The sequence below is a fragment of the Blastococcus sp. KM273128 genome, from assembly GCF_021698975.1.
Classification (GTDB): domain Bacteria; phylum Actinomycetota; class Actinomycetes; order Mycobacteriales; family Geodermatophilaceae; genus Blastococcus.
On the sequence record NZ_SSXA01000002.1, the window covers coordinates 75,553 to 100,014 of the forward strand.

39 protein-coding genes and 2 pseudogenes are annotated in these 24,462 nt (G+C 72.0%); 36 read left to right on the plus strand and 5 right to left on the minus strand.

Features of this window, described 5'->3' with window-relative positions; translation table 11 throughout:
• Positions 1-39: 39 nt before the first annotated feature.
• From rpsJ to truA, 33 genes and pseudogenes are all read left to right on the plus strand, one after another.
• On the plus strand, positions 40-345 hold the full coding sequence (rpsJ, locus tag E9529_RS01130) for a 30S ribosomal protein S10 (RefSeq protein ID WP_091929113.1): 306 nt from the start codon (positions 40-42) through the stop codon (positions 343-345).
• 15 nt (positions 346-360) lie between these two features.
• Positions 361-1,026: a 50S ribosomal protein L3 gene (gene rplC / locus E9529_RS01135; RefSeq protein WP_236829286.1), complete on the plus strand. Its 666-nt coding sequence runs from the start codon at positions 361-363 to the stop codon at positions 1,024-1,026.
• Positions 1,023-1,799 (plus strand): 50S ribosomal protein L4, encoded by a 777-nt coding sequence (rplD, locus tag E9529_RS01140; RefSeq protein ID WP_236829287.1) that lies wholly within the window; start codon positions 1,023-1,025, stop codon positions 1,797-1,799. Before rplC ends, rplD begins: the two co-directional genes overlap by 4 nt.
• The gene (gene rplW, locus E9529_RS01145; RefSeq protein ID WP_091929110.1) at positions 1,796-2,098 is read left to right on the plus strand and encodes a 50S ribosomal protein L23; all 303 of its coding nucleotides are present in this window, start codon (positions 1,796-1,798) and stop codon (positions 2,096-2,098) included. Before rplD ends, rplW begins: the two co-directional genes overlap by 4 nt.
• Before the next feature lie 43 nt (positions 2,099-2,141).
• Positions 2,142-2,975, plus strand: a complete 834-nt coding sequence (gene rplB / locus E9529_RS01150) for a 50S ribosomal protein L2 (protein ID WP_073421345.1) — start codon at positions 2,142-2,144, stop codon at positions 2,973-2,975.
• Positions 2,976-2,998: 23 nt separating this feature from the next.
• Positions 2,999-3,280 carry a 30S ribosomal protein S19 gene (gene rpsS / locus E9529_RS01155; RefSeq protein WP_236825796.1) on the plus strand — a complete coding sequence of 94 codons (282 nt, stop codon included), beginning with the start codon at positions 2,999-3,001 and terminating at the stop codon, positions 3,278-3,280.
• Positions 3,281-3,300: 20 nt separating this feature from the next.
• Positions 3,301-3,654: pseudogene (gene rplV / locus E9529_RS01160) on the plus strand (50S ribosomal protein L22); the annotation flags it as partial.
• 113 nt (positions 3,655-3,767) lie between these two features.
• The gene (gene rpsC, locus E9529_RS01165) at positions 3,768-4,679 is read left to right on the plus strand and encodes a 30S ribosomal protein S3 (protein WP_236829288.1); all 912 of its coding nucleotides are present in this window, start codon (positions 3,768-3,770) and stop codon (positions 4,677-4,679) included.
• Positions 4,680-4,682: 3 nt separating this feature from the next.
• Positions 4,683-5,099, plus strand: coding sequence for a 50S ribosomal protein L16 (gene rplP / locus E9529_RS01170; RefSeq protein WP_014377986.1), 417 nt, complete (start codon positions 4,683-4,685; stop codon positions 5,097-5,099).
• Positions 5,099-5,332, plus strand: a complete 234-nt coding sequence (gene rpmC / locus E9529_RS01175) for a 50S ribosomal protein L29 (protein WP_236825794.1) — start codon at positions 5,099-5,101, stop codon at positions 5,330-5,332. The genes rplP and rpmC overlap by 1 nt, the downstream gene beginning before the upstream one ends.
• Positions 5,329-5,619, plus strand: coding sequence for a 30S ribosomal protein S17 (rpsQ, locus tag E9529_RS01180; RefSeq protein WP_236829289.1), 291 nt, complete (start codon positions 5,329-5,331; stop codon positions 5,617-5,619). The genes rpmC and rpsQ overlap by 4 nt, the downstream gene beginning before the upstream one ends.
• Positions 5,620-5,814: 195 nt before the next feature.
• Complete coding sequence (rplN, locus tag E9529_RS01185) at positions 5,815-6,183, plus strand: 50S ribosomal protein L14 (protein WP_091929103.1); 369 nt, start codon at positions 5,815-5,817, stop codon at positions 6,181-6,183.
• Positions 6,184-6,218: 35 nt separating this feature from the next.
• On the plus strand, positions 6,219-6,533 hold the full coding sequence (gene rplX / locus E9529_RS01190) for a 50S ribosomal protein L24 (RefSeq protein WP_236825810.1): 315 nt from the start codon (positions 6,219-6,221) through the stop codon (positions 6,531-6,533).
• Between the two features lie 35 nt (positions 6,534-6,568).
• Positions 6,569-7,123, plus strand: a complete 555-nt coding sequence (gene rplE, locus E9529_RS01195) for a 50S ribosomal protein L5 (RefSeq protein ID WP_374201295.1) — start codon at positions 6,569-6,571, stop codon at positions 7,121-7,123.
• Between the two features lie 19 nt (positions 7,124-7,142).
• The gene (locus tag E9529_RS01200; protein ID WP_091929101.1) at positions 7,143-7,328 is read left to right on the plus strand and encodes a type Z 30S ribosomal protein S14; all 186 of its coding nucleotides are present in this window, start codon (positions 7,143-7,145) and stop codon (positions 7,326-7,328) included.
• A 179-nt stretch (positions 7,329-7,507) separates the two neighbouring features.
• Positions 7,508-7,918, plus strand: coding sequence for a 30S ribosomal protein S8 (rpsH, locus tag E9529_RS01205; RefSeq protein ID WP_236825792.1), 411 nt, complete (start codon positions 7,508-7,510; stop codon positions 7,916-7,918).
• A 15-nt stretch (positions 7,919-7,933) separates the two neighbouring features.
• Positions 7,934-8,473: a 50S ribosomal protein L6 gene (gene rplF, locus E9529_RS01210; RefSeq protein ID WP_236829290.1), complete on the plus strand. Its 540-nt coding sequence runs from the start codon at positions 7,934-7,936 to the stop codon at positions 8,471-8,473.
• On the plus strand, positions 8,473-8,895 hold the full coding sequence (gene rplR / locus E9529_RS01215; RefSeq protein ID WP_236829291.1) for a 50S ribosomal protein L18: 423 nt from the start codon (positions 8,473-8,475) through the stop codon (positions 8,893-8,895). The genes rplF and rplR overlap by 1 nt, the downstream gene beginning before the upstream one ends.
• Before the next feature lie 49 nt (positions 8,896-8,944).
• On the plus strand, positions 8,945-9,559 hold the full coding sequence (gene rpsE, locus E9529_RS01220; protein ID WP_026857030.1) for a 30S ribosomal protein S5: 615 nt from the start codon (positions 8,945-8,947) through the stop codon (positions 9,557-9,559).
• Between the two features lies 1 nt (position 9,560).
• Positions 9,561-9,740: a 50S ribosomal protein L30 gene (gene rpmD, locus E9529_RS01225; protein ID WP_236829292.1), complete on the plus strand. Its 180-nt coding sequence runs from the start codon at positions 9,561-9,563 to the stop codon at positions 9,738-9,740.
• A 19-nt stretch (positions 9,741-9,759) separates the two neighbouring features.
• Positions 9,760-10,197 carry a 50S ribosomal protein L15 gene (rplO, locus tag E9529_RS01230; protein WP_374201296.1) on the plus strand — a complete coding sequence of 146 codons (438 nt, stop codon included), beginning with the start codon at positions 9,760-9,762 and terminating at the stop codon, positions 10,195-10,197.
• Positions 10,198-10,335: 138 nt separating this feature from the next.
• Entirely contained in the window at positions 10,336-11,646 is a 1,311-nt protein-coding gene (gene secY / locus E9529_RS01235; protein ID WP_236829294.1) for a preprotein translocase subunit SecY, read from the plus strand.
• Positions 11,646-12,260 (plus strand): adenylate kinase, encoded by a 615-nt coding sequence (locus tag E9529_RS01240; protein WP_236829295.1) that lies wholly within the window; start codon positions 11,646-11,648, stop codon positions 12,258-12,260. The genes secY and E9529_RS01240 overlap by 1 nt, the downstream gene beginning before the upstream one ends.
• A 91-nt stretch (positions 12,261-12,351) precedes the next feature.
• A complete protein-coding gene (map, locus tag E9529_RS01245; RefSeq protein WP_236829296.1) occupies positions 12,352-13,155 on the plus strand; it encodes a type I methionyl aminopeptidase in 804 nt (267 codons plus the stop codon).
• Positions 13,156-13,461: 306 nt separating this feature from the next.
• Positions 13,462-13,683, plus strand: coding sequence for a translation initiation factor IF-1 (infA, locus tag E9529_RS01250; RefSeq protein WP_012950459.1), 222 nt, complete (start codon positions 13,462-13,464; stop codon positions 13,681-13,683).
• A gap of 67 nt (positions 13,684-13,750) precedes the next feature.
• Entirely contained in the window at positions 13,751-13,864 is a 114-nt protein-coding gene (gene rpmJ / locus E9529_RS01255) for a 50S ribosomal protein L36 (RefSeq protein WP_012950458.1), read from the plus strand.
• Positions 13,865-13,878: 14 nt separating this feature from the next.
• Positions 13,879-14,259 (plus strand): 30S ribosomal protein S13, encoded by a 381-nt coding sequence (gene rpsM / locus E9529_RS01260; RefSeq protein ID WP_236829297.1) that lies wholly within the window; start codon positions 13,879-13,881, stop codon positions 14,257-14,259.
• Between the two features lie 98 nt (positions 14,260-14,357).
• On the plus strand, positions 14,358-14,765 hold the full coding sequence (gene rpsK / locus E9529_RS01265; protein WP_012950456.1) for a 30S ribosomal protein S11: 408 nt from the start codon (positions 14,358-14,360) through the stop codon (positions 14,763-14,765).
• 35 nt (positions 14,766-14,800) lie between these two features.
• Entirely contained in the window at positions 14,801-15,427 is a 627-nt protein-coding gene (gene rpsD / locus E9529_RS01270) for a 30S ribosomal protein S4 (protein ID WP_236829298.1), read from the plus strand.
• A gap of 177 nt (positions 15,428-15,604) precedes the next feature.
• Entirely contained in the window at positions 15,605-16,681 is a 1,077-nt protein-coding gene (locus tag E9529_RS01275) for a DNA-directed RNA polymerase subunit alpha (RefSeq protein WP_236829299.1), read from the plus strand.
• 139 nt (positions 16,682-16,820) lie between these two features.
• Positions 16,821-17,168 (plus strand): annotated as a pseudogene (rplQ, locus tag E9529_RS22920) (50S ribosomal protein L17); the annotation flags it as partial.
• Between the two features lie 266 nt (positions 17,169-17,434).
• Positions 17,435-17,809 carry a hypothetical protein gene (locus E9529_RS01285; protein WP_236829300.1) on the plus strand — a complete coding sequence of 125 codons (375 nt, stop codon included), beginning with the start codon at positions 17,435-17,437 and terminating at the stop codon, positions 17,807-17,809.
• A gap of 94 nt (positions 17,810-17,903) precedes the next feature.
• Positions 17,904-18,698: a tRNA pseudouridine(38-40) synthase TruA gene (gene truA, locus E9529_RS01290; protein WP_236829301.1), complete on the plus strand. Its 795-nt coding sequence runs from the start codon at positions 17,904-17,906 to the stop codon at positions 18,696-18,698.
• A 13-nt stretch (positions 18,699-18,711) separates the two neighbouring features.
• On the opposite strand, the gene E9529_RS01295 is transcribed toward truA, so the two are convergent.
• Positions 18,712-19,377, minus strand: a complete 666-nt coding sequence (locus E9529_RS01295; RefSeq protein WP_236829302.1) for an NAD(P)H-binding protein — start codon at positions 19,375-19,377, stop codon at positions 18,712-18,714.
• A 10-nt stretch (positions 19,378-19,387) separates the two neighbouring features.
• Complete coding sequence (locus E9529_RS01300; protein WP_236829303.1) at positions 19,388-19,978, minus strand: molybdenum cofactor guanylyltransferase; 591 nt, start codon at positions 19,976-19,978, stop codon at positions 19,388-19,390.
• Between the two features lie 40 nt (positions 19,979-20,018).
• Between E9529_RS01300 and fdhD the strand changes: the two genes are divergently transcribed.
• From fdhD to E9529_RS01315, 3 genes are read left to right on the plus strand one after another with little or no spacing between them, the layout of a single operon-like run.
• The gene (gene fdhD / locus E9529_RS01305) at positions 20,019-20,849 is read left to right on the plus strand and encodes a formate dehydrogenase accessory sulfurtransferase FdhD (protein ID WP_236829304.1); all 831 of its coding nucleotides are present in this window, start codon (positions 20,019-20,021) and stop codon (positions 20,847-20,849) included.
• Between the two features lie 59 nt (positions 20,850-20,908).
• Complete coding sequence (locus E9529_RS01310; protein ID WP_236829305.1) at positions 20,909-21,235, plus strand: PadR family transcriptional regulator; 327 nt, start codon at positions 20,909-20,911, stop codon at positions 21,233-21,235.
• The gene (locus E9529_RS01315) at positions 21,232-22,233 is read left to right on the plus strand and encodes a hypothetical protein (protein WP_236829306.1); all 1,002 of its coding nucleotides are present in this window, start codon (positions 21,232-21,234) and stop codon (positions 22,231-22,233) included. The genes E9529_RS01310 and E9529_RS01315 overlap by 4 nt, the downstream gene beginning before the upstream one ends.
• Before the next feature lie 12 nt (positions 22,234-22,245).
• Here E9529_RS01315 and E9529_RS01320 read toward each other — a convergent pair whose 3' ends face one another.
• Genes E9529_RS01320 through glp form a run of 3 tightly spaced genes read right to left on the minus strand, consistent with a single transcriptional unit; the run spans position 22,246 to position 24,415 of the window.
• Positions 22,246-22,746 (minus strand): molybdenum cofactor biosynthesis protein B, encoded by a 501-nt coding sequence (locus E9529_RS01320; protein ID WP_236829307.1) that lies wholly within the window; start codon positions 22,744-22,746, stop codon positions 22,246-22,248.
• Positions 22,743-23,216, minus strand: a complete 474-nt coding sequence (gene moaC, locus E9529_RS01325; RefSeq protein WP_308195241.1) for a cyclic pyranopterin monophosphate synthase MoaC — start codon at positions 23,214-23,216, stop codon at positions 22,743-22,745. Before moaC ends, E9529_RS01320 begins: the two co-directional genes overlap by 4 nt.
• Entirely contained in the window at positions 23,213-24,415 is a 1,203-nt protein-coding gene (glp, locus tag E9529_RS01330; protein WP_236829308.1) for a gephyrin-like molybdotransferase Glp, read from the minus strand. Before glp ends, moaC begins: the two co-directional genes overlap by 4 nt.
• Between the last annotated feature and the right edge of the window lie 47 nt (positions 24,416-24,462).

The following is a 24,462-nucleotide window of genomic DNA, read 5'->3' on the forward strand; positions in this document are numbered from 1 at the left end:
TGATCTTTCACAACCGATCGGCAGGAGCGAGAACAGGCGATGGCGGGACAGAAGATCCGCATCCGGCTGAAGGCCTACGACCACGAGGCCATCGACGCCTCGGCGCGGCGCATCGTGGACACGGTGACGAAGACCGGAGCGCGCGTCGTCGGCCCGGTGCCGCTGCCGACGGAGAAGAACGTGTACGCCGTGATCCGGTCTCCGCACAAGTACAAGGACTCCTTCGAGCACTTCGAGATGCGGACCCACAAGCGGCTCATCGACATCCTCGACCCGACGCCGAAGACGGTCGACGCGCTCATGCGCATCGACCTGCCGGCCTCGGTCGACGTCAACATCCAGTAAGGGCAGTCAGCAGACATGGCGAGCACATTCCGTGGTCTCCTCGGCGAGAAGCTGGGGATGACCCAGGTTTTCGACGAGAACAACCGCCTCGTGCCGGTGACCGTCGTCAAGACGGGCCCGTGTGTGGTGACCCAGGTGCGCACCCCCGAGGTGGACGGCTACTCGGCCGTGCAGCTCGGTTTCGGTGAGATCGACCCGCGCAAGGTGAACAAGCCCGAGGGTGGGCACTTCACCAAGGCGGGCGTGACGCCGCGGCGCCACCTGGTGGAGCTGCGCACCTCGGACGCGGGGAGCTACACGGTCGGCCAGGAGCTGACCACCGAGGTGTTCGACGGCGTCGCGAAGGTCGACGTCATCGGCACCAGCAAGGGCAAGGGCACCGCCGGCGTCATGAAGCGTCACGGCTTCAAGGGCCTCGGCGCGGCGCACGGCACCCAGCGCAAGCACCGGTCGCCGGGCTCCATCGGTGGCGCCTCGACGCCGGGCCGGGTCTTCAAGGGCCTGCGCATGGCCGGCCGCATGGGTGCGGTCAAGACCACGACCCTGTCGCTGGTCGTCCACAAGGTGGACACCGAGCGCGGTCTGCTGCTGATCAAGGGCGCCATCCCCGGCCCGAAGGGCGGCCTCGTGCTCGTCCGTTCGGCCGTCAAGGGCGGTCCCGTGGGGAGTGACGACAAGTGACCTCATCGACCGAGACGCGCACCGACCGGCAGGTCGACGTCCGCACCCCGGCGGGGGAGACCTCCGGCAGCGTCACGCTGCCCGGTGAGCTCTTCGACGCCAACGCGAACGTCTCCCTGATGCACCAGGTCGTCGTCGCGCAGCTGGCTGCCGCCCGCCAGGGCACGCACGCCACCAAGACGCGGGGCCAGGTCAGCGGTGGTGGCGCCAAGCCGTACCGCCAGAAGGGCACCGGCCGCGCCCGCCAGGGCTCGACCCGCGCGCCGCAGTTCGCCGGTGGTGGCACCGTCCACGGGCCGCAGCCGCGCAACTACGAGCAGAAGACCCCGAAGAAGATGAAGGCCGCCGCGCTGCGCGGTGCCCTCTCCGACCGGGCCCGCGAGGGCCGGGTGCACGTGGTCTCCGCGTTCGTCGACGGCGACGCCCCGAAGACGAAGGCCGCCCTCGCGACGCTCAAGGCCGTCACCCAGGCCGCGCGCGTCCTCGTGGTCCTCGACCGCGACGACGTCCTCAACTGGGTGAGCCTGCGCAACGTCCCCGAGGTGCACCTCATCGAGGCCGGCCAGCTCAACACCTACGACGTGCTCGTGTCCGACGAGGTGGTCTTCACCGAGACGGCGCTGGCGGAGTTCGTGGCGGGCCCGGCCAAGGGCAAGCGCTCCGGCGCCGACCTGCCCGACCTCGCCACCCACGAGACCCCGGGTGGCATCCCGTCCATCGCTCCCGCCGCCGGCGAGGGCACCGTCGAAGAGACCACCGAGGAGAAGGCATGAGCGTCCGCGACCCCCGGGACGTCCTGCTCGCCCCGGTCATCTCCGAGAAGAGCTACGGGCTGCTCGACGGCAACCAGTACACGTTCATCGTGCGCCCGGATGCCAACAAGACGCAGATCAAGATCGCGGTCGAGCAGATCTTCAAGGTGAAGGTCCTCGGCGTGAACACGATCAACCGCCAGGGCAAGCGCAAGCGCAGCCGCGGCGCGCAGATGGGCAAGCGCAAGGACACCAAGCGCGCCATCGTGTCCGTGGCTGCCGGCGACCGCATCGAGATCTTCGGTGGTCCCGGCGCCTGAGCGCCGTGACCGTTCGGACCAGAGATAGAGGACTGAGTCAGCAATGGCTATCCGCAAGTACAAGCCGACGACGCCGGGCCGACGCGGCTCCAGCGTCGCCGACTTCGCCGAGGTCACGCGGGACCACCCCGAGAAGTCGCTGGTCCGACCGCTGCACGGTCGTGGCGGGCGCAACGTGCACGGGAAGGTCACCGCTCGTCACCAGGGCGGCGGGCACAAGCGCGCCTACCGGGTGATCGACTTCCGCCGGGCCGACAAGGACGGCGTGCCGGCCAAGGTCGCGCACATCGAGTACGACCCCAACCGCACGTCGCGGATCGCGCTCCTGCACTTCGCCGACGGCGAGAAGCGCTACATCATCGCGCCGGCCCGGCTCAAGCAGGGCGACACGGTGGAGTGCGGCCCCGCGGCCGACATCAAGCCGGGCAACAACCTGCCGCTGCGGAACATCCCGGTCGGCACCGTGGTTCACGCCATCGAGCTCCGTCCCGGTGGCGGCGCCAAGATCGCCCGCTCGGCGGGGACCAGCGTCCAGCTGGTCGCCCGTGAGGGCCGGTTCGCGCAGCTGCGCATGCCGTCGGGCGAGATCCGCAACGTCGACGTGCGCTGCCGCGCGACCGTCGGCGAGGTGGGCAACGCCGAGCAGTCGAACATCAACTGGGGCAAGGCCGGCCGCATGCGGTGGAAGGGCAAGCGCCCGACCGTCCGCGGTGTCGCCATGAACCCGGTGGACCACCCGCACGGTGGTGGTGAGGGCAAGACCTCCGGTGGTCGCCACCCGGTGAACCCGAAGGGCAAGCCGGAGGGCCGGACGCGCAAGCGGAAGGCCAGTGACGCCCTGATCGTGCGCCGCCGGCGCACCAACAAGAAGCGCTGAGCGGGTAGAGGAGTCCGACAGATATGCCACGCAGCCTGAAGAAGGGCCCGTTCGTCGACGACCACCTGCTCGCCAAGGTGGACGCCCAGAACGCCAAGGGCACCAAGAACGTGATCCGTACCTGGTCGCGCCGCTCGACGATCATCCCGGACATGCTCGGCCACACCCTCGCGGTGCACGACGGCCGCAAGCACGTCCCGGTCTTCGTCACCGAGGCGATGGTCGGGCACAAGCTCGGGGAGTTCGCGCCCACGCGCACCTTCCGTGGGCACGTCAAGGACGACCGCCGCTCGCGGCGGGGCTGACCAGGTAGAGAGAGATTCAGATGACTTCCCAGTTGGGACAGGAGGCGCCGGTCGCCCGGGCTACGGCCCGGTTCGTCCGCGTGACCCCCATGAAGGCCCGCCGCGTGGTGGACCTGATCCGCTACCTGCCGACCGACGAGGCCCTCGCGCTGCTGCGCTTCGCCCCGCAGTCGGCCAGTGAGCCGGTCGCGAAGGTCGTCGCCAGCGCGGTGGCCAACGCCGAGCACAACCTGCAGCTGGACCCGGCTGCGCTCGTGGTCAGCGCGGCCTACGTCGACGAGGGCCCCACGCTCAAGCGGATCCGTCCGCGGGCGCAGGGCCGGGCGTTCCGCATCAACAAGCGGACCAGCCACATCACCGTCGAGGTGAGCGAGGTGGCCAGCAGCGCCGTCCTCGCGCAGAAGTCGCGCAAGGCGCGCCGGGACACCGGCCAGTCGGGCCCGGCCACCCAGCAGTCCACCAACAACACGAGGGGAGGGACCCGATAGTGGGTCAGAAGGTCAACCCGCACGGGTTCCGGCTCGGGATCACCACCGACTACAAGTCCCGGTGGTACGCGGACAAGCTGTACAAGGACTACGTCAAGGAAGACGTCGCGATCCGCAAGCTCATGTCCAAGGGCATGGAGCGGGCCGGCATCTCCAAGGTGGAGATCGAGCGCACCCGTGACCGGGTCCGCGTCGACATCCACACCGCCCGCCCCGGCATCGTCATCGGCCGCCGCGGCGCCGAGGCCGACCGCATCCGCGGCGAGCTCGAGAAGCTCACCGGCAAGCAGGTGCAGCTGAACATCCTCGAGGTGAAGAACCCCGAGTCGGACGCGCAGCTGGTCGCCCAGGGCGTCGCCGAGCAGCTCTCCAGCCGGGTGAGCTTCCGCCGCGCGATGCGCAAGGCCATGCAGTCGGCCCAGCGCAGCCCGCAGGTCAAGGGCATCCGGGTGCAGTGCTCCGGTCGCCTGGGCGGCACCGAGATGAGCCGGTCGGAGTTCTACCGCGAGGGCCGCGTGCCCCTGCACACGCTCCGCGCGAACATCGACTACGGCATCTACGAGGCCCGGACGACCTTCGGTCGCATCGGCGTCAAGGTGTGGATCTACAAGGGCGACGTCAGCGGCTCGCGCGCCGAGCGGGAGGCCCTCGAGGCACTCGCCCAGCGTCAGCAGCGCCGTGAGCGCGCGCAGCGGCCCCAGCGCCGCTCGGGCTCCTCGGGCACCACCGCCGGTGGCACCGAGGCCGGGCGCGCCGCGGCGGAGTCCACGACGGGGCCGGTGGCCGACACCACCGACGCCGTCGTCGCGCAGACCTCCGGTGAGGTCGCTCCCGAGCAGACCGTCGCCGAGGCAGCCGGCCCGCAGGGCACGGCCGCCGCCGAGGCGACGACCGAGAACACGGAGAGCTGAGCCATGCTCATCCCACGGCGCGTCAAGCACCGCAAGCAGCACCACCCGAGCCGCTCCGGCCGGGCCAAGGGCGGTACCGAGATCAACTTCGGTGAGTACGCCATCCAGGCCCTGGAGCCGGCCTACGTCACCAACCGGCAGATCGAGTCGGCGCGTATCGCGATGACCCGGCACATCCGCCGTGGCGGGAAGGTGTGGATCTCCATCTACCCCGACCGCCCGCTGACCAAGAAGCCCGCCGAGACCCGCATGGGTTCCGGTAAGGGTTCGCCCGAGTGGTGGGTGGCCAACGTCAAGCCCGGCCGCGTGCTGTTCGAGCTGTCCGGTGTCGCCGAGCCCGTGGCCCGCGAGGCCATGCGTCGCGCGATCCACAAGCTGCCGATGAAGTGCCGCTTCATCACGCGTGAAGGAGAAGTGTGATGGCCGCTGGTCTGACCGCTCCCGAGCTGCGCGAGCTCTCCGTGGATGAGCTCGCCTCGCGGCTGCGCGAGTCGAAGGAAGAACTGTTCAACCTGCGGTTCCAGGTGGCCACCGGCCAGCTGGACAACAACCGGCGACTGCAGACCGTCCGCCGCGACATCGCCCGGATCTACACGATCATGCGCGAGCGCGAGCTGGGTCTCTCGGTCGCCCCGAGCGAGGGTGTGGCATGAGCGAGACCCAGCAGGCGTCGGGCCCCGGCCTGGCCGGCCGCGGCTACCGCAAGGTCCGCGAGGGCCTGGTCGTCAGCGACAAGATGGAGAAGACCATCGTCGTCGAGGTCGAGGACCGCGTGAAGCACGGCCTCTACGGCAAGGTCATCCGCCGGACCAGCAAGCTGAAGGCGCACGACGAGCAGGGGGTCGCCGGCATCGGTGACCGCGTGCAGATCATGGAGACCCGGCCGACGTCGGCCACCAAGCGGTGGCGGCTGGTCGAGGTCATCGAGAAGGCCAAGTAAGAGGCGGCCCTCCGGGGTCGTGACGGGTAGGAGTACCCTGGACGACTGGCGCGCACCCCGGGTGCGCGCCGCATCCCGGCACCCGCGCTTCGGACGCACCGGTGGCAGCTGCCGCCGGTGCGTCCGCACGCGAGTGCCGGACAGCCGGTTCACCGTTCCGGCCCGGCTGTCACCACAAGTATTGGGGAGTAGGACGTGATCCAGCAGGAGTCGCGGCTGCGGGTCGCCGACAACACCGGTGCGAAGGAGATCCTCTGCATCCGGGTTCTCGGCGGCTCCGGGCGACGCTACGCGGGCATCGGCGACGTGATCGTCGGCACCGTGAAGGACGCGCTGCCGGGCGCCGGCGTCAAGAAGGGCGACGTGGTCAAGGCCGTCGTCGTCCGCACGGTCAAGGAGCGGCGTCGTCCCGACGGCTCCTACATCCGCTTCGACGAGAACGCCGCGGTCATCATCCGTGACAGCGGCGACCCGCGCGGTACGCGCATCTTCGGCCCCGTCGGCCGGGAGCTCCGCGACAAGCGCTTCATGCGGATCATCTCGCTCGCCCCGGAGGTGCTGTGATCATGGCTGCCGCCAGCAACGGCAAGACGCCGTCGATGAAGGTCAAGAAGGGCGACACCGTCCTGGTCCTGTCCGGCAAGGACAAGGGTGCCAAGGGGCGCGTCATCGCCGCCTACCCGAAGCTGCAGCGCGTGCTGGTCGAGGGTGTGGGTCGCGTGCGCAAGCACACCCGCATCAGCTCCAACCAGCGTGGCGCCCAGCAGGGCGGGATCGTCACGCAGGAGGCGGCCATTCACGTGAGCAACGTGATGGTGGTCGACTCCGAGGAGAAGCCGACCCGGGTCGGATACCGCAAGGACGAGGAAGGCCGCAGCATCCGGGTCTCGCGGCGCACCGGTAAGGACCTCTGAACCTCATGAGCGCACCCACCCGTGAGCTGCCCCGCATGCTCGCCCACTACCGCGAGACGATCGTCCCCGCCCTCCAGTCGGAGTTCGGCTACGAGAACGTCATGCAGATCCCGCGCCTGACGAAGATCGTCGTCAACATGGGCGTCGGCGAGGCCACCCGCGACGCCAAGCTGATGGACGGCGCGGTCCGCGACCTGACCGCCATCACCGGCCAGAAGCCGGCCGTCGTCCGTGCCCGCAAGTCGATCGCGCAGTTCAAGCTGCGCGAGGGCATGCCGATCGGCGCGAAGGTCACCCTCCGCGGCGACCGCATGTGGGAGTTCCTCGACCGCCTGCTGTCGCTGGCCCTGCCGCGAATCCGCGACTTCCGCGGGCTGAGCGCCAAGCAGTTCGACGGCAACGGCAACTACACCTTCGGTCTGACCGAGCAGTCGATGTTCCGCGAGATCGACGTCGACAAGATCGACCGTCCCCGCGGCATGGACATCACCCTGGTCACGACCGCGACCAACGACGAGGAGGGTCGCGAGCTGCTCCGCCAGCTCGGTTTCCCCTTCGCCGGCCAGCCCGTCGTCACGACCGTCCGCTGAGCCGGGCAGGAGAGAAGAGATGGCCAAGAAGGCGCTGATCAACAAGGCGGCCCGCACCCCGAAGTTCAAGGTGCGCGGCTACACCCGCTGCCAGCGGTGCGGTCGCCCGCACTCGGTCTTCCGCAAGTTCGGCCTGTGCCGGATCTGCCTGCGGGAGATGGCTCACGCCGGGGAGCTTCCCGGCGTGCGCAAGTCCAGCTGGTGAAGGACCCCGTCCTCCCCACCCCTCGCAAGCTCGGGGTGGGGCCCGGGACGGGGCCTGTCGCAGGCTGAGCACGCAGCACGACCTATCCACCAGGCACCACCGATCGCCGAGAGGCCCGGCGCCAAGTCCCCGAGACCCGGCGCACGAGGAACCGCGGCGAGAGAGGCACCACTCACGTCATGACCATGACCGACCCGATCGCAGACATGCTGACGCGTCTGCGCAACGCCAACCAGGCGTACCACGACTCCGCGGTCATGCCGTCGTCGAAGCTGAAGACGCACATCGCCGAGATCCTCCAGCAGGAGGGCTACATCGCCGGCTGGCGCGTGGACGACGTCGACAAGGACGGCAACCCCTTCAAGCAGCTGGTGATCGACCTGAAGTACGGCCCCAACCGCGAGCGCAGCATCGCCGGGGTCCGCCGGGTCTCGAAGCCCGGTCTGCGGGTGTACGCGAAGTCCACCGCACTGCCCAAGGTCCTCGGCGGGCTCGGCGTGGCGATCATCTCGACCTCGACCGGGCTGCTGACCGACAAGCAGGCGACCAAGAAGGGCGTGGGCGGGGAAGTCCTCGCCTACGTCTGGTAAGAGGAGCGAGCGAAGATGTCACGGATCGGACGACTCCCGATCGCCGTGCCCGGTGGTGTGGACGTCGCCATCGACGGTCAGACGGTCAGCGTGAAGGGACCCAAGGGCGAGCTCCGCCACACGGTCGCCACGCCGATCACCGTCGAGCGCGACGAGGACGGCACGCTGCGGGTGCAGCGCCCCAACGACGAGCGGCAGAACCGCGCCCTGCACGGGCTCTCGCGGACTCTGATCGCCAACATGATCACCGGCGTCACCGAGGGCTACACCAAGACCCTCGAGATCGTCGGTGTCGGTTACCGCGTCCAGGCGCGCGGCTCGGACCTCGAGTTCGCCCTGGGCTTCAGCCACCCCGTGCCGGTGAAGGCCCCCGAGGGCATCACCTTCGCGGTCGAGTCCCCGACCCGCCTGCGGGTCAGCGGGATCGACAAGCAGCTGGTCGGTGAGGTGGCGGCCAAGATCCGCAAGATCCGCAAGCCCGACCCGTACAAGGGCAAGGGCGTGCGGTACCAGGGCGAGATCGTGAAGCGCAAGGTCGGGAAGACGGGTAAGTGATGGCTCAGGCAACTGCTCCCACCAACGGGAAGACCGCCGGCGGCCGCAAGCCCGTCGGCACCGACATCAGCACGGCGCGCCGCACCTCGCGGCTGCGTCGTCACAACCGGCTGCGCAAGCGGGTCTCCGGCACGCCGGAGCGTCCGCGCCTGGTGGTCAAGCGCAGCTCCCGCCACATCCACGTGCAGGTCGTCGACGACACCGTCGGCCGCACCGTGGTGAGCGCCTCCACCATGGACGCCGGCCTGCGCGGGGCCCAGGGCGACAAGTCGGCCCTGGCCCGTCAGGTCGGCGCCCTGGTCGCCGAGCGCGCGAAGGCCGCCGGGATCACGGCGGTCGTCTTCGACCGCGGTGGCAACCGCTACGCCGGGCGCATCGCCGCGCTGGCCGACGGTGCCCGCGAGGGTGGGCTGGACTTCTGATGACCACCCACCCCACCAGCACGAGCGAGCAGATCGAGAGGGACGTCTGATGCCAGGACCACAGCGACGCGGCGGCGGCGCCGGCGGCGGCAACGACCGCCGGGACCGCCGTGACGGCGGGCGGGGCCCCGGAGGCGCGCCCGCCGAGAAGAGCAACTACATCGAGCGCGTGGTGGCCATCAACCGCGTGTCCAAGGTCGTCAAGGGTGGTCGGCGCTTCAGCTTCACCGCCCTGGTGATCGTGGGCGACGGTGACGGCACCGTGGGCGTCGGCTACGGCAAGGCCAAGGAGGTGCCCGCGGCGATCGCCAAGGGTGTCGAGGAGGCCAAGAAGCACTTCTACAAGGTGCCGCGCATCGCCAGCACCATCCCGCACCCGGTGCAGGGTGAGGCGGCCGCCGGCGTCGTGCTGCTCAAGCCGGCCAGCCCCGGTACCGGTGTCATCGCCGGTGGCCCGGTGCGCGCCGTGCTCGAGTGCGCCGGGATCCACGACGTGCTCTCCAAGAGCCTCGGTTCGTCGAACCCGATCAACATCGTGCACGCCACGATGCAGGCGCTGAAGGACCTCGTCCGCCCTGAGGAGATCGCGGCCCGCCGCGGCCTGCCCCTCGAGGACGTCGCCCCGGCCGCCATGCTCCGTGCCCGTGCGGGTCAGGGGGTCTGAGATGGCGCAGCTGAAGGTCACCCAGATCAAGTCCGCGATCGGCACCAAGCCCAACCAGCGCCAGACGCTGCGCTCGCTGGGCCTGAAGAAGATCAACGACTCGGTCGTCCAGGAGGACCGTCCCGAGATCCGCGGGATGGTCGCCACGGTGCCGCACCTGGTCACCGTCGAAGAGGTCTGAGGAAAGACTCGCTATGACTCTGAAGGTCCACCACCTGCGGCCGGCCCCCGGCGCCCACACCAAGAAGACCCGCGTGGGTCGCGGTGAGGGCTCCAAGGGCAAGACGGCCGGGCGCGGTACCAAGGGCACCGGCGCGCGGGGCACCGTCTCCGCGCGGTTCGAGGGTGGGCAGACGCCGCTGAACATGCGGCTGCCCAAGCTCTCGGGCTTCAAGAACAACAACAAGGTCGTCTTCCAGGTCGTCAACCTCGACCGGATCGCGGCGCTCTTCCCGCAGGGCGGGTCGATCAACCCCGACTCGCTGGCCGAAGCCGGCGCGGTGCGCCGCGGCCAGCCCGTCAAGGTGCTCGGCACCGGCGACCTCGGCGGCATCGAGGTGCACGTCCACGCCCACGCGTTCTCGGGCTCGGCGGCCGACAAGATCGCCGCTGCCGGGGGCAGCACCACCCGCATCTAGAAGGACCACCCTTCCCCCCACGCCTCGCACGCTCGGCGCGGGCCCCTGAAGGGTGGCCGTTCTATCGCATTCGGTCCGGCGGCCCGCTAGGCCGCCGGACCGATTGCTAATCTCGACCGACCGACAAGGGGAGGGCTCGTGCTGCAGGCGTTCGCCGCGGCGTTCCGGACGCCAGATCTTCGGCGCAAGCTGCTGTTCTCCCTGGCGATCATCGCCGTGTACCGGCTGGGTGCCGCGGTCCCCGGACCGGGGGTCTCGGTCGAGGCGATCAACAGCTGCCTCGAGCAGGCCCAGGCATCCGACCAGCGCGACCTCTACTCGCTGGTCAACCTGTTCTCCGGTGGGGCGCTGCTGCGGCTCTCGGTGTTCGCGCTCGGGATCATGCCGTACATCACGGCGAGCATCATCGTGCAGCTGCTGGTGGTGGTGATCCCGCGCTTCGAGCAGCTGAAGAAGGAAGGGCAGTCGGGTCAGGCCAAGCTGACCCAGTACACCCGCTACCTCACCATCGCGCTGGCCGTGCTCCAGAGCACCGGCATCATCGCGCTGGCCCGCAGCGGGCAGCTCTTCCCGAACTGCTCCGAGCAGATCATCCCGTCGGAGTCCATCTGGACGACCGTGGTCCTGGTGATCGCGCTGACGGCCGGCACCGCGCTGATCATGTGGCTCGGCGAGCTGCTCACCGAGAAGGGCATCGGCAACGGCATGTCCGTGCTGATCTTCACCTCGATCGCCGCGCGCATCCCGGCCGAGGGCGGCTCGATCCTGCAGACCCGCGGCGGCATCGTCTTCGCCGTCGTCTGCGCCTTCGCCGTCGTCATCATCGGCACGGTCGTGTACGTCGAGCAGGCGCAGCGGCGCATCCCGGTGCAGTACGCGAAGCGGATGGTCGGCCGGCGCATGTACGGGGGGACGTCCACCTACCTGCCGCTCAAGGTCAACCAGGCCGGCGTCATCCCGGTGATCTTCGCGTCGTCGCTGCTGTACCTGCCGCAGCTCGTCGTCCAGCTGCAGGGCACCGAGACCGGTGGCGTCCGCCAGTTCTTCGAGACGTACATCATCGACCAGAGCAGCCCGGTCCACATCGCGGTCTTCTTCGGCCTGATCGTCTTCTTCACGTACTTCTACGTGTCGATCACGTTCAACCCGGAGGAGCGGGCCGACGACATGAAGCGCTACGGCGGGTTCATCCCGGGCATCCGCCCCGGTCGGCCGACGGCGGAGTACCTCCAGTACGTGCTGTCCCGGATCACGCTGCCGGGGTCGATCTACCTGGGCGTGGTCGCCGTCCTGCCGAACTTCTTCCTGGCCATCACGCAGGAGGGGCAGAACCAGAACTTCCCGTTCGGCGGCGTGGCCGTCCTGATCATGGTCGGAGTGGGGTTGGAGACGGTGAAGCAGATCGAGACGCAACTCAACCAGCGCAACTACGAAGGGTTCCTGAAGTAGTGCGCGTCGTCCTCCTGGGGCCGCCCGGAGCGGGCAAGGGCACCCAGGCGCAGATCATCGCCGGCAAGCTCGGTGTCCCCGCCATCTCGACGGGCGACATCTTCCGGGCCAACGTGAGCGGGCAGACCGAGCTCGGCCGCAAGGCCAAGGTCTTCATGGACGCCGGTGACCTCGTCCCCGACGAGATCACCGTCGCCATGGTCAAGGACCGGCTGGCCGAGGCCGACGCCGTCGGCGGCTTCCTGCTCGATGGCTTCCCGCGGACCATCGCCCAGGCCGAGCAGCTGCGCGAATCGCTGCAGGAGCTCGGGCACGGGCTGGACCGGGTGCTCGAGCTGGTCGTCGACGAGGAGGAGCTGGTCCGCCGGCTCTCCGGCCGGCGCATGCTCGTCGACGGCCAGATGGTGCAGCGCGACGACGACAAGCCCGAGACCGTCCGGCACCGGCTGGAGGTGTACCGGGAACAGACCGCACCGCTGTCCGGCTTCTACGAGGGCGAAGGGCTGCTCGCGCGCATCGACGCGATCGGCTCCGTCGAGGAGGTCACCTCCCGCGCACTGCGCGCGCTCGGTGCCGACGGCGACGGCGAGGCCGGTCAGCCGGCTGCCGTCTGACCCGGCGGTCGGGCGCGGTGGAGAAGCGGCGCAGCGGATGACGGCAGGGCTCCTCGGCCGTCTTCCGTTGCTCGCGAAGTGGAGTGGACGCATGATCCAGATCAAGACGCCGCACGAGATCGAGCTGATGCGCGGGGCCGGCCTCGTCGTCGCCGGGGCCATCGCCGCCGTCCGCGCGGCCGTCCGGCCGGGTGTGACGACCGGTGAGCTCGACGCCATCGCCGAGGACCACATCCGCAGCGCCGGCGCCGTGCCCTCGTTCCTCGGCTACCACGGGTTCACCGGCAGCATCTGCGCGTCGATCAACGACGAGATCGTGCACGGCATCCCGCGGAAGGACCGGACCCTCGCGGCCGGCGACAACATCTCCGTGGACTGCGGCGCCATCCTCCACGGCTGGCACGGTGATTCCGCCGTGACGATGACCGTGGGGGAGCCCTCGGCGGAGGACGCGGCGCTCATGGCCGTCACCGAGCGGTCCATGTGGGCAGGTCTCGCACGGGCGGTGGCCGGTGGCCGGCTCACCGACATCAGCTCCGCGGTCGAGCAGGAGATCCGCCGGGAGCAGCACCCCTACGGCATCGTGGACAACTACGGCGGGCACGGCATCGGCACCGAGATGCACCAGGACCCGCACGTGCTGAACTACGGGCGGCCGGGTCGCGGGCCCAAGCTCGTCCCCGGGCTGGCGCTGGCGATCGAGCCCATGGTGACGGTGGGGGACCCGGCGACGGTGGAGCTCGAGGACGGGTGGACCGTCGTCACCAAGGACGGGTCGCGCGCCGCGCACTTCGAGCACACGGTCGCGATCACGCCCGAGGGTCCGTGGGTCCTCACCGCCGAGGACGGCGGCGTCGCCGGCCTCGCCCCCTTCGGGATCACCCCTCGCACCTGAGAAAGGACCCCGTCGCTCCCCACCGTTCGCACGCTCACGGTGGGTCCCTGCGACGGGGCCGTTCCAGCGCGGTGCGGGGGTGCGGGTCGTCACCCCAGGGGCGGGTTGGTGACTCGTGGGGCAGCGGGGTACGATCCTCTGTGGCGCTAGCGCCGTTCCGCCGTCGTGCTGTGGCCGCATGACCCGGAGCGCCCTCTGCGAGAGCGCCTGCACCACCCGATCTGCAATCTCCGAGCGCGTCCAGCCGGGTCCCGGCGCGGGCGCACGAGGAACCAGTACCACCGAGTCAAGGAGCGCGTGCACGGCATGGCGAAGAAGGACGGGGCCATCGAGGTCGAGGGTCGCGTCGTCGAGCCGCTGCCCAACGCGATGTTCCGGGTCGAGCTGCAGAACGGGCACCGGGTGCTCGCCCACATCAGCGGCAAGATGCGGCAGCACTACATCCGCATCCTGCCCGAGGACCGCGTGGTCGTGGAGCTCTCGCCCTACGACCTGACGCGCGGTCGCATCGTCTACCGCTACAAGTGACCGTCGCGGACCCGCACGAGGTGCGGGGTCCCGGCACATCGATTTCGAGGAATGAGGGGCGGCACCGGTGAAGGTCCAGCCGTCGGTGAAGAAGATCTGCGACAAGTGCAAGGTGATCCGCCGGCACGGCCGGGTCATGGTCATCTGCGACAACGCCCGGCACAAGCAGCGCCAGGGCTGAGGGAGTACCCGAACATGGCACGACTGGCTGGCGTCGACCTGCCCCGCGAGAAGCGGATGGAGATCGCGCTCACCTACATCTATGGCATCGGCAAGCACCACGCCCAGGAGACCCTGGCCGCGACGGGGGTCGACCCCGACCTGCGCGCCAAGGACCTCAGCGACGAGGACCTGCTGAAGCTGCGCGACTACATCGACGAGCACTTCCGCGTCGAGGGTGACCTCCGCCGCGAGGTGGCCGCCGACATCCGCCGGAAGGTGGAGATCGGTTGCTACCAGGGCCTGCGGCACCGCCGTGGCCTGCCGGTGCACGGTCAGCGCACCCGCACCAACGCGCGCTCGAGCAAGGGCCCGCGCAAGACCATCGCCGGCAAGAAGAAGGCCGGCAAGAAGTAAGCCGCGAGAGCGCGTCGTCGCAGAGCCCGTGAGGGGGGAGCGACGAGGCGCCCGCGTGCTGCCTCTCTAGGCCACGAAGAGAAGGAACCGACAGACTCATGCCTCCCAGGGCTCGCGCCGCGGCCGGTGCCAAGAAGGTCCGCCGCAAGGAGAAGAAGAACGTCGCTCACGGTGCCGCGCACATCAAGAGCACGTTCAACAACACGATCGTGTCGATCACGGACCCGACCGGGAACGTGATCAGCTGGGCCTCCGCCGGCCACGTCGGCTTCAAGGGCTCGCGCAAGTCGACGCCGTTCGCCGCGCAGATGGCCGCCGAGAACGCGGCCCGCAAGGCGCAGGAGCACGGCATGCGCAAGGTCGACGTCTTCGTGAAGGGTCCCGGCTCCGGCCGCGAGACCGCTATCCGCTCGCTGCAGGCCACCGGCCTCGAGGTCGGGCAGATCCAGGACGTCACCCCGCAGCCGCACAACGGCTGCCGCCCCAAGAAGCGCCGCCGGGTCTGACCGGCCACCGACGAGATCGAACGAGGTAGATAGACGTGGCCCGTTACACCGGAGCCGACTGCCGCCTGTGCCGGCGCGAGAAGATGAAGCTGTTCCTCAAGGGCAGCAAGTGCGAGTCCGCCAAGTGCCCGATCGAGATCCGGCCGTACCCGCCGGGCGAGCACGGCCGTGGCCGCAGCAAGGACAGCGAGTACCTGCTCCAGCTGCGTGAGAAGCAGAAGGCCCGCCGCATCTACGGCGTGCTGGAGAAGCAGTTCCGCGGCTACTACGAAGAGGCCAACCGCAAGACCGGCAAGACCGGTGAGGTCCTGCTGCAGATCCTCGAGTCGCGGCTGGACAACGTGGTCTACCGGGCCGGCTTCGCCGAGTCCCGCGACATGGCCCGCCAGCTGGTGCGCCACGGCCACATCCGGGTGAACGGCCGCAAGGTCGACATCCCGTCCTACCGGGTCAGCGAGAACGACATTATCGAGGTCGCCGAGAAGTCGCGCACCATGATGCCGTTCGAGGTCGCCCAGGCCCGTGCCGGTGAGCGCCCCGTGCCGCCGTGGCTGGAGGTCATCAGCAGCCAGCTGCGCGTGCTCGTGCACGGCATCCCGGCCCGCCAGGTGATCGACACCCCGGTCCAGGAGCAGCTGATCGTGGAGCTCTACTCCAAGTAGCGGAAGGACCCCCTCGCCCCCCGACCCTCGCTCCGCTCGGGCCGGGACCCTGCGAGGGGGCCGTTCCAGCACGTCACCTGCACGACGGCGGGGCGGGCGGACAGATGTCCGCCCCGCCGGCACCACCCCCTCACGGCGTCATATGGCGGGTGCCGGAGGACCTGAAGGAGAAACGCAATGCTCATCGCACAGCGCCCCACGCTGACCGAGGAGACCATCACCGAGCAGCGCTCGCGGTTCGTCATCGAGCCGCTGGAGCCCGGCTTCGGCTACACCCTCGGCAACTCCCTGCGTCGCACGCTGCTGTCGTCCATCCCCGGTGCCGCTGTCACCAGCATCCGCATCGAGGGCACCCTGCACGAGTTCACCACCGTGCCGGGCGTCAAGGAGGACGTCACCGAGATCATCCTGAACCTCAAGGGCCTGGTCGTCAGCTCCGACTCCGACGAGCCGGTGACCATGTACCTGCGCAAGCAGGGCCCGGGCGAGGTTACCGCCGCGGACATCGCGCCGCCGGCCGGGGTCGAGGTGCACAACCCCGACCTCCACATCGCCACCCTGAACGGCAAGGGTCGGCTGGAGATCGAGCTGGTGGTCGAGCGCGGCCGCGGTTACGTGCCGGCCCCGCAGAACAAGCAGCCCGGCCAGGAGATCGGCCGCATCCCGGTCGACTCCATCTACTCGCCGGTCCTCAAGGTCACCTACGCCGTCGAGGCGACCCGCGTCGAGCAGCGCACCGACTTCGACCGCCTCGTCGTCGACGTCGAGACCAAGCCCTCCATCGCCCCGCGCGACGCCATCGCGTCCGCCGGGTCGACCCTGGTCGAGCTGTTCGGCCTGCTCCGCGAGCTGAACGTCGACGCCGAGGGCATCGAGGTCGGGCCGAGCCCGGCCGAGGCCGCCGACATCGCGAACTTCTCGATGCCGATCGAGGACATGGACCTCACCGTCCGGTCCTACAACTGCCTCAAGCGCGAGGGCGTGCACACCGTCGGTGAGCTCGTCACGCGTTCCGAGGCCGACCTGCTGGACATCCGGAACTTCGGGGCCAAGTCGATCGACGAGGTCAAGATGAAGCTGGCGGCCATGGGCCTGGCGCTCAAGGACAGCCCGCCCGGGTTCATCCCCACCTCGATCGAGAGCTACGACGAGGGGTACGAGACCGACGCCTACCAGGGCACCGGCGAGTACGCCGCGGGCTACGACCAGGCGCAGTACGACGACGGCTCCTACCAGGAGACCGAGCAGCTCTGAGGACGGCGCAGCCGGGCGGTGGGGTGACCCGCTGCCCGGCACCGCCGTCCGAGGCGCAACACTGGACGACGCACCACAGACGCTTTGCACCACGGATGCAGCCGGTACCGAGCGCCCGGCCGCCTGAGGAAGGACCGACATGCCCACCCCCACCAAGGGCCCCCGTCTCGGCGGCTCGCCGGCGCACGAGCGGCTGATGCTGGCGAACCTGGCCACCTCGCTGTTCGAGCACGGGCGGATCACCACCACCGAGGCGAAGGCCAAGCGGCTGCGTCCGCTGGCCGAGAAGCTGGTGACCTTCGCCAAGCGCGGTGACCTGCACGCCCGTCGTCAGGTGATGACGACCATCCGTGACAAGGACGTCGTCCACACGCTGTTCGCCGAGATCGGTCCTCGCTTCGAGAACCGGCCGGGCGGCTACACCCGCATCACCAAGGTGGGTCCCCGCAAGGGCGACAACGCCCCGATGGCGGTCATCGAGCTGGTCGAGGCCCTGACCGTGGGGCAGCAGGCCGTCGGCGAGGCCGAGCGTGCTCGCGGCACCCAGTTCGCCAGCGGTGCCGGCGCCGCCGCGGCGGCCGGCGAGGTCACGGCCGACGTCGTCGAGCCCACGGACTCCGCCGACTCCGTCGACAGCCCGGAGTCCGCCGACAGCGTGGACTCCGCCGACTCGGCCGACTCGGCCGACTCGCCGGACGAGGTCGTCGCCGAGGCGCCGGCCGCGGACGCCGACGCCGAGGGCACGGACGCCCGATGAGCGAGCCCCAGGACGTCCCGGGCGCGGGCGCTTCCGGCGTCTCCGCCGGCGGCGGCGACCAGGGGGCCACGTTCGAGGGTGAGACCACCGGTCCCGGTGGCGACACCTCGCCGGCCGTGACCGACGGCACCGTCAGCGACGAGGCACAGGAGGTCGTCACCGACCTCTACAACCCCGACGACGAGCGCCAGGACGACGGCGACGTGACGCCGCAGCCGCAGCGCGAGAACGCCGCCGTCGTGGAGGACCCCGCCCTCTCGCCGGAGGTGGCCCGCGCCGCCGCCGCGGAGGTCGAGGCCGCCGAGCTCGGCGACGCCGCCACGGCCAGCCAGCAGTACCAGGGCGGCGACGCCGCGCCCGACCCGCGTTGACACTGAAGAACGCGACCGGCCGCTGACCACGCACCAGCGCCAGGATGAGCCCGCCACCGAACCCGGTGGCGGGCTCGTCCGTCTCCGGCTCGACGTGCAGTACGACGGCACCGGCTTCCACGGCTGGGCCCGCCAGCCGGCGGTGCGGACCGTGCAGGAGGAGCTCGAGCGCGGCCTGGCCACGGTGCTGCGGCGGGACGTCGACCTCACCGTCGCCGGCCGCACCGATGCCGGCGTGCACGCCAGCGGGCAGGTCGCGCACTGCGACGTGCCCCGTGAGCTGTGGGTGAAGCAGGCGCCGAAGCTGGTTCGCCGGCTCCGGGGGGTGCTGCCGCCGGACGTGGCGGTCCGCGCGGTCACCGAGGCCCACCCGGACTTCGACGCGCGGTTCGCCGCGCTGGCCCGCCACTACGCCTACCGGCTGACCGACGACCCCGCCGGGCCTCCGCCGCTGCGCCGCACCGACACGGTGGCCTGGGCCCGCCGGCTCGACGCCACGGCCATGGACCTCGCCGCCGGTCTGCTGCTCGGCGAGCACGACTTCGCGGCCTACTGCAAGCGGCGCGAGGGCGCGACCACCATCCGCACGCTGCTGCGGCTGGACGTCTCCCGCACCGGCGAGGGTCCCGGCGGCGATGTGGTCCGCATCGACGCCTCGGCCGACGCGTTCTGCCACTCGATGGTGCGCAGCCTCGTGGGTGCGCTCATCGCGGTGGGGGAGGGGCGTCGGCCGCTCGACTGGCCGGTGGGCCTGCTCCGGCGCACCGAACGCGCCAGCGAGGTGCCGGTCGCGCCCGCCCACGGGCTGACCCTGCTCGCCGTCGACTACCCGCCGGACGCCGGGCTCGCCGCCCGCACCGGCGTCACCCGGGCCCGCCGGGACGGGTGACGCCGGGGCCCGGTCACGGCACCGCGGCGACCGCCTCGGGGATCGGTGTGCCGCCCGCCACGAGCTCGACGACGGCGCCGTCGCGCGGGTGGTCCAGGAACTCCAGCAGGACGGCGGCGACGTCGTCCCGCGGGATCTCCCCCCGCTCGACGTGCCGGTCGAGGGTGACCCGGCCCGTCCCGGGGTCGTCGGTGAGCCCGCCCGGGCGCAGCACCGTCACCCCGAGGGCGGGGCGGGCGAGCAGGTCCTGCTCGGCGGCGAGCTTGGCGCGCAGGTAGGCCGCGAAGACGTCGTCCAGCCCCTCGGGCGTGCCGCTCCCGGCCACCAGGTCGGTGCCCATGGAGGAGACCAGCAGGTAGGTCCGCACGCCGGCCCGCTCGGCGGCGTCGGCGAGCAGCACCGCGGCGCCCCGGTCGACGCTGTCCTTCCGTGCCGCCCCGCTGCCCGGACCGGCGCCCGCGGCGAAGACGACGGCGTCCGCACCCCGCACCACCTCGACGACGTCGTCCACCGAGGCGGACTCCAGGTCGAGCACCGCGGGCGTGCTGCCGTCGGACTCCAGGTCGGCCCGGTGGTCGGGGTTGCGGACGAGGCCGACGACGGTGTCGCCGCGGCCGGACAGGAGACGGCCGAGGCGGCGGGCGACCTGCCCGTGGGCCCCGGCGATGACGATGCGCATGCCCGGGGCCCTACCCGGGTGGTCCGCCGGCTACCGCGCGGGCCCGTGCCAGCTCCTCCGGGGTGTCGCAGTCCAGCCAGGGTGCGGGCCGGCCCGGCTCGACCGGCGGGGACCAGCGGTCGACGTCGAGCGCGGACACCACGCGGTGCAGGGCCCGGGGACCGGCCGGGTCGGCCACCGCGGCGCGCAGCGCACCGGTGCGCCAGGCGCCGAGCAGGAACTGGTCCCGGCCCGTGCCGTCGACCACCAGCACGCCGTCGCGGCGCAGCCGCCGGAGCAGCTCCCACACCAGGCCGGCGGTGAGGAAGGGGAGGTCGGCGGCGAGGACCACGACGGTGGGGGCGTCCACCGGCTCGAGCCCGGCGCGGAGCGCAGCCACCGGACCCCCGCCGGGCGGTGCCTCGCGCGTGAGCAGGACGCCCTCCGGGACCTCCTGCGCCGGCCCGACCACGACCCTGGGCCGCGCACCGGCGACCGCGTCGAGGACGGTGGCGAGCAGCGTCCGCCCGCCCACCCGCAGCTGCGGTTTGGCCTGCCCGCCGAGCCGCTCGGCCCGGCCGCCGGCCAGCACCACGGCCGCGTACGGGGGCAGGGGGTCCACGTCGTCACCGTAGGCCCGCGGCATGGGTACCGTCGCCCGCGTGGGACGAGTCACCAGCCGCACCCCGGTGCTGCGCATCCGCGGTCCGCAGCACACCACCCGGCCCGACACGGTCGCCGCCGAGGAGCCGCTCGAGATCCGCCTGGGCGGCACCGCCCTCGCGATCACCATGCGCACGCCCGGCGACGATTTCGACCTCGTGCACGGGTTCCTGGCGACCGAGGGCGTCATCCGCGGGGCCGACGACGTCGCGGGCCTGCGCTACTGCGACTCGGTGGACGCCGACGGCCGCAACACCTACAACGTCGTGGACGTCGACCTCGCGCCCGGCGTCCCGGTGCCCGACACCGGGCTGGAGCGGAACTTCTACACGTCGAGCTCGTGCGGCGTCTGCGGCAAGGCCAGCATCGACGCCATCCGCACCAAGACCGCGTTCGACGTCGCCGCCGACGCCGTGGAGCTGCCGCTGGAGGTGCTGCTGGCGCTGCCCGACCGCCTGCGGGCCGCCCAGCAGGTCTTCGACAAGACCGGCGGGCTGCACGCGGCGGGCCTGTTCACCGCCGACGGGGAGCTGCTCGCCCTCCGGGAGGACGTCGGCCGGCACAACGCCGTGGACAAGGTGATCGGCGACGGCGTCCGCGAGGGCCGGCTGCCGCTGGCCGGGCAGGTGCTGATGGTGAGCGGCCGCGCCAGCTTCGAGCTGACCCAGAAGGCCGCCATGGCCGGCATCCCGGTGCTGGCGGCGGTCTCGGCGCCGTCGTCCCTGGCGGTGGAGCTGGCCCGCGAGGTCGGCATCACCCTGGTCGGCTTCCTGCGCGGTGACGGCTGCAACGTCTACACCCGCACCGAGCGGATCGCGATCTCCGGTTAGCGGTACCTCGTGGGCCGATGCATCGTCATCCGAGGCATGCGAGCGATAGCATCCCGGACGTGACGCCCAGGCCCCTGACCGAGCCGGCCTTCCTCGTGCTGGCCGCCCTCGCCGACCGCCCGCGGCACGGCTACGGGGTGATCGGCGAGGTGGAGCAGCTCTCCGGGGGCCGGGTGCGGCTGCGGGTCGGCACCCTCTACGGGGTCCTGGACCGGCTGGCGGCGGAGGGGGCCATCGAGCCCGAGCGCGAGGAGGTCCACGCCGGGCGGGTGCGCCGGTACTACCGGCTCACCGGCGCGGGTCGGCAGGTGCTGGAGACGGAGGTGGCGCGCCTCGAGGCCAACGCCCGGGCGGTCCGGGGGCGGTTGGCGGTGCGCCCGGCATGAGCCCCCTCGAGGAGCGGTACCGCAGGCTGCTCCGCCTCCTCCCCGAGCCGGCCAGGTCCCGGTGGGCCGACGACATGGTGGAGACGTACCTGGCCGCGGCCACCACCGACGACCCGGAGTACGCCGAGTTCGGCAGCCCCACGCCGGCCGACCGCCTCGACGTCCTGCGCCTGGCGGTGCGGCTGCGCCTCGGTGCGCCGGGAGCCTCCCTCCGCGCCGTCGCGGCCGGGCGGACGGTGCGCCTGGTCGCCCTGACGGGCGGTGTCGCGCTGGCCACCCAGGGGGCGATCGGGCTGGCGACGACGGCGTGGGTCCACGGCCTGGTGCCCGGCGTGCCCGCGCCGCCCCTGCCCGGACCGCTGGTCGCCGCGCCGGGCGCGGTGCTCGCGCACGCCGTGGACGTCCTCCTCGTGGCGCTGGCGGTCTGCCTGGTCCGCGGTGCGGCGACCGCCCGGCCGCTCGCCGCCGCCGCCCTGATCGGCCTGGTGCTGGCCACGACCTCCCGACTCGGCGGGCCGTCGGCGGTGCCGGCGGTGCTGTCCCTGGTGACGTGCGCGGTGACGTTGCTCGCCGCCGTGCTCGTCCCCGCGGAACGGGTGCCGCGGCGGGACCGGTGGCTGGTCGCCGTCCCGGCGCTCGTCACGCTCCTGGCGCCGGTCGTCGCGACGGCCGGGTGGGTCGCAGCCCGGCCGCTGGACGAGCCCGGGCCGTGGCTGCTGGCGCTGGGGCAGCCGACCGGCTGGTGGGCGGTGGCGCTCGTCGCCGTCGCTGCGGCCGCGCTCCCGCGACCCTCGACCACCGCCGCGGGGCGGCTGGGTGTCGCCGTCCTCGGGGTCGCGCTGCTTCCGTCGCTGGCGGGTCAGCTGGCACTCGACGGCGTGGCCGGCTACCGGGCCGTCGTCGTCACCGGGCTGGTCCTCGTCGCCGGGACGGTCCTGCTCGCCGGGGCGTCCGGTGCGCGGCGCGTGCGCGCGCTGCCGGCCGGTGACCACGCCTGACCGCCGCGGCGGTCAGGCGTGGTCACCGCCGCGGAGCTGGCTCACCACGTGGGGGAGCAGTGGCCCGAGGACGGCGAGGCCGTCCTTCACGCCGCCGGTCGAGCCCGGCAGGTTAACGACCAGGGTGCGTCCCGCGATGCCGGCGAGCCCGCGGGAGAGCACCGCCGTCGGCACCCCGTTCCCCGCCCCGTACCGGCGCACCGCCTCGGCGATGCCCGGCGCCTCCCGCTCGAGCACCGCCCGGGTCGCCTCCGGGGTGACGTCGGTGGGGGAGAGCCCGGTGCCGCCGGTGGTGAGGACGACGTCGAACCCGGCGTCGACGGCGTTGCGCAGCACGTTCTCCAGCTCGGTCACGTCGTCGGGGCGGACGTGCGGGCCCTCGACGTCGAAGCCGAGCGCGGCCAGGCCGTCGGCGAGCGCCCGACCGCTGCGGTCGTCGTAGACGCCGGCGTAGGCGCGGTTGGAGGCGGTGAGCACCATCGCGCGGGCATCCGGCGGCAGCGCGGCGGTCACCGGGTCCACTCCCCGCTCTTCCCGCCGGTCTTGCGCAGCAGCCGGACGTCGGTGATCGCCGCCCGCGGGTCGACCGCCTTGACCATGTCGATCATCGTCAGCCCGGCCACGGTCACCGCGGTGAGCGCCTCCATCTCCACGCCGGTGCGGTCGGCGGTGCGGGCGGTGGCGGTGATCTCGACGGCGTCGTCGGCCACCTCGAGGTCGACGGTGACGCCGTGGAGCGCGATCGGGTGGCACAGCGGCACCAGGTCCGGCGTCCGCTTCGCCCCGGCGATGCCGGCGATCCGCGCCACCGCCACCGCGTCGCCCTTGGGCACCCCCTCGCCGCGCAGCAGGCCGACGACCTCCTGGCTGACCAGCACGCGGCCGGCGGCGGTGGCCTCGCGGGCGGTGACCGCCTTCGCGGAGACGTCGACCATGCGGGCGGCCCCGGACTCGTCGACGTGGGTGAGGCGTGGCTCGCTCACTGCAGGGCTCCCTCGATCAGCACGACGTCCACGGAGGCGCCGGCGGGCAGTTCGGTGACGTCCTCGGGGACGACGACCAGGCAGTTGGCGCGGGCCAGGTGCGCGACCAGGTGCGAGCCGGGGCCGCCGACCTGGGAGACCTCGCCCCCGTCGTAGCGGCCGCGGAGGAACTGGCGGCGGCCGGCGGGGGAGCGCAGCGGCCCGGTCAGCCGGGCCGGCGCGCGCAGCCGGTCGGGGGAGGTGTGCCCGAGGGCGCGGCGCAGCGCCGGTCGGACGAACACCTCGAAGGAGACGAAGGCGCTGACCGGGTTGCCGGGCAGGGTGACCACGGGGACGCCGTCGACGGTGCCGGCGCCCTGGGGGCCGCCGGGCTGCATCGCGACCTTGCCGAATTCGACGGTGCCCAGCGCCCGGAAGGCGTCCTTCACGACCTCGTAGGCGCCGGCGCTGACGCCGCCGCTGGTGATCAGCAGGTCCGCCGTCGCCACCTCGGCGCGCACCGTGGCGAGGAACTGGTCGACGTCGTCGGGGACGAAGTGCAGCCGCCGCGGGAGGCCCCCGGCCTCCTCCACCGCGGCGGCCAGCAGCGCGGAGTTGGACTCGTAGATCTGGCCGCGCACCAGCGGCTGCCCGGGCGCGACGAGCTCGCTGCCGGTGGAGAGGACGAGCACCCGGGGGCGGCGCCGCACCACGAGCTCCGAGACGCCCACCGCGGCGGCCAGCCCCAGCTGGGCGGCGCCGAGCGGGGCGCCCGCGGAGAGCGCGACGGTGCCGGCGGCGATGTCCTCACCGGCCGCCCGCAGGTGGCTGCCGGCAGCGGGCCGGTCGCGGATCTCCACGACGTCGGTGCCGCCGTCGGTGAGCTCCACGGGGACGACGACGTCGGCGCCCGGGGGCAGCGGCGCCCCGGTCATGATGCGGTGGACGGTGCCCGGCGACAACGGGACGACGTCGGTGCGCCCGGCCGGGATGTCCTCGGCCACCGGGAGCCGCACCGGGCCGCCGTCGGGGCCGGCGAGCTCCGCCCACCGGCCCGCGTAGCCGTCCATCGCCGAGTTGTCGAAGCCGGGCAGCGACACCTCCGCGACGACGTCGCGCGCCAGCACCCGCCCGTGCGCCTCGGCCAGGGGCACCGTCTCCTCGGGCAGGGCGGGCAGGAGGGCGCTGACCGCCGCCTGGTGTTCCTCGACCGTCCGCACGGGGCACATCCTCACCCATCGCCGTGCTCCCCACAGCGGCGGTGGCC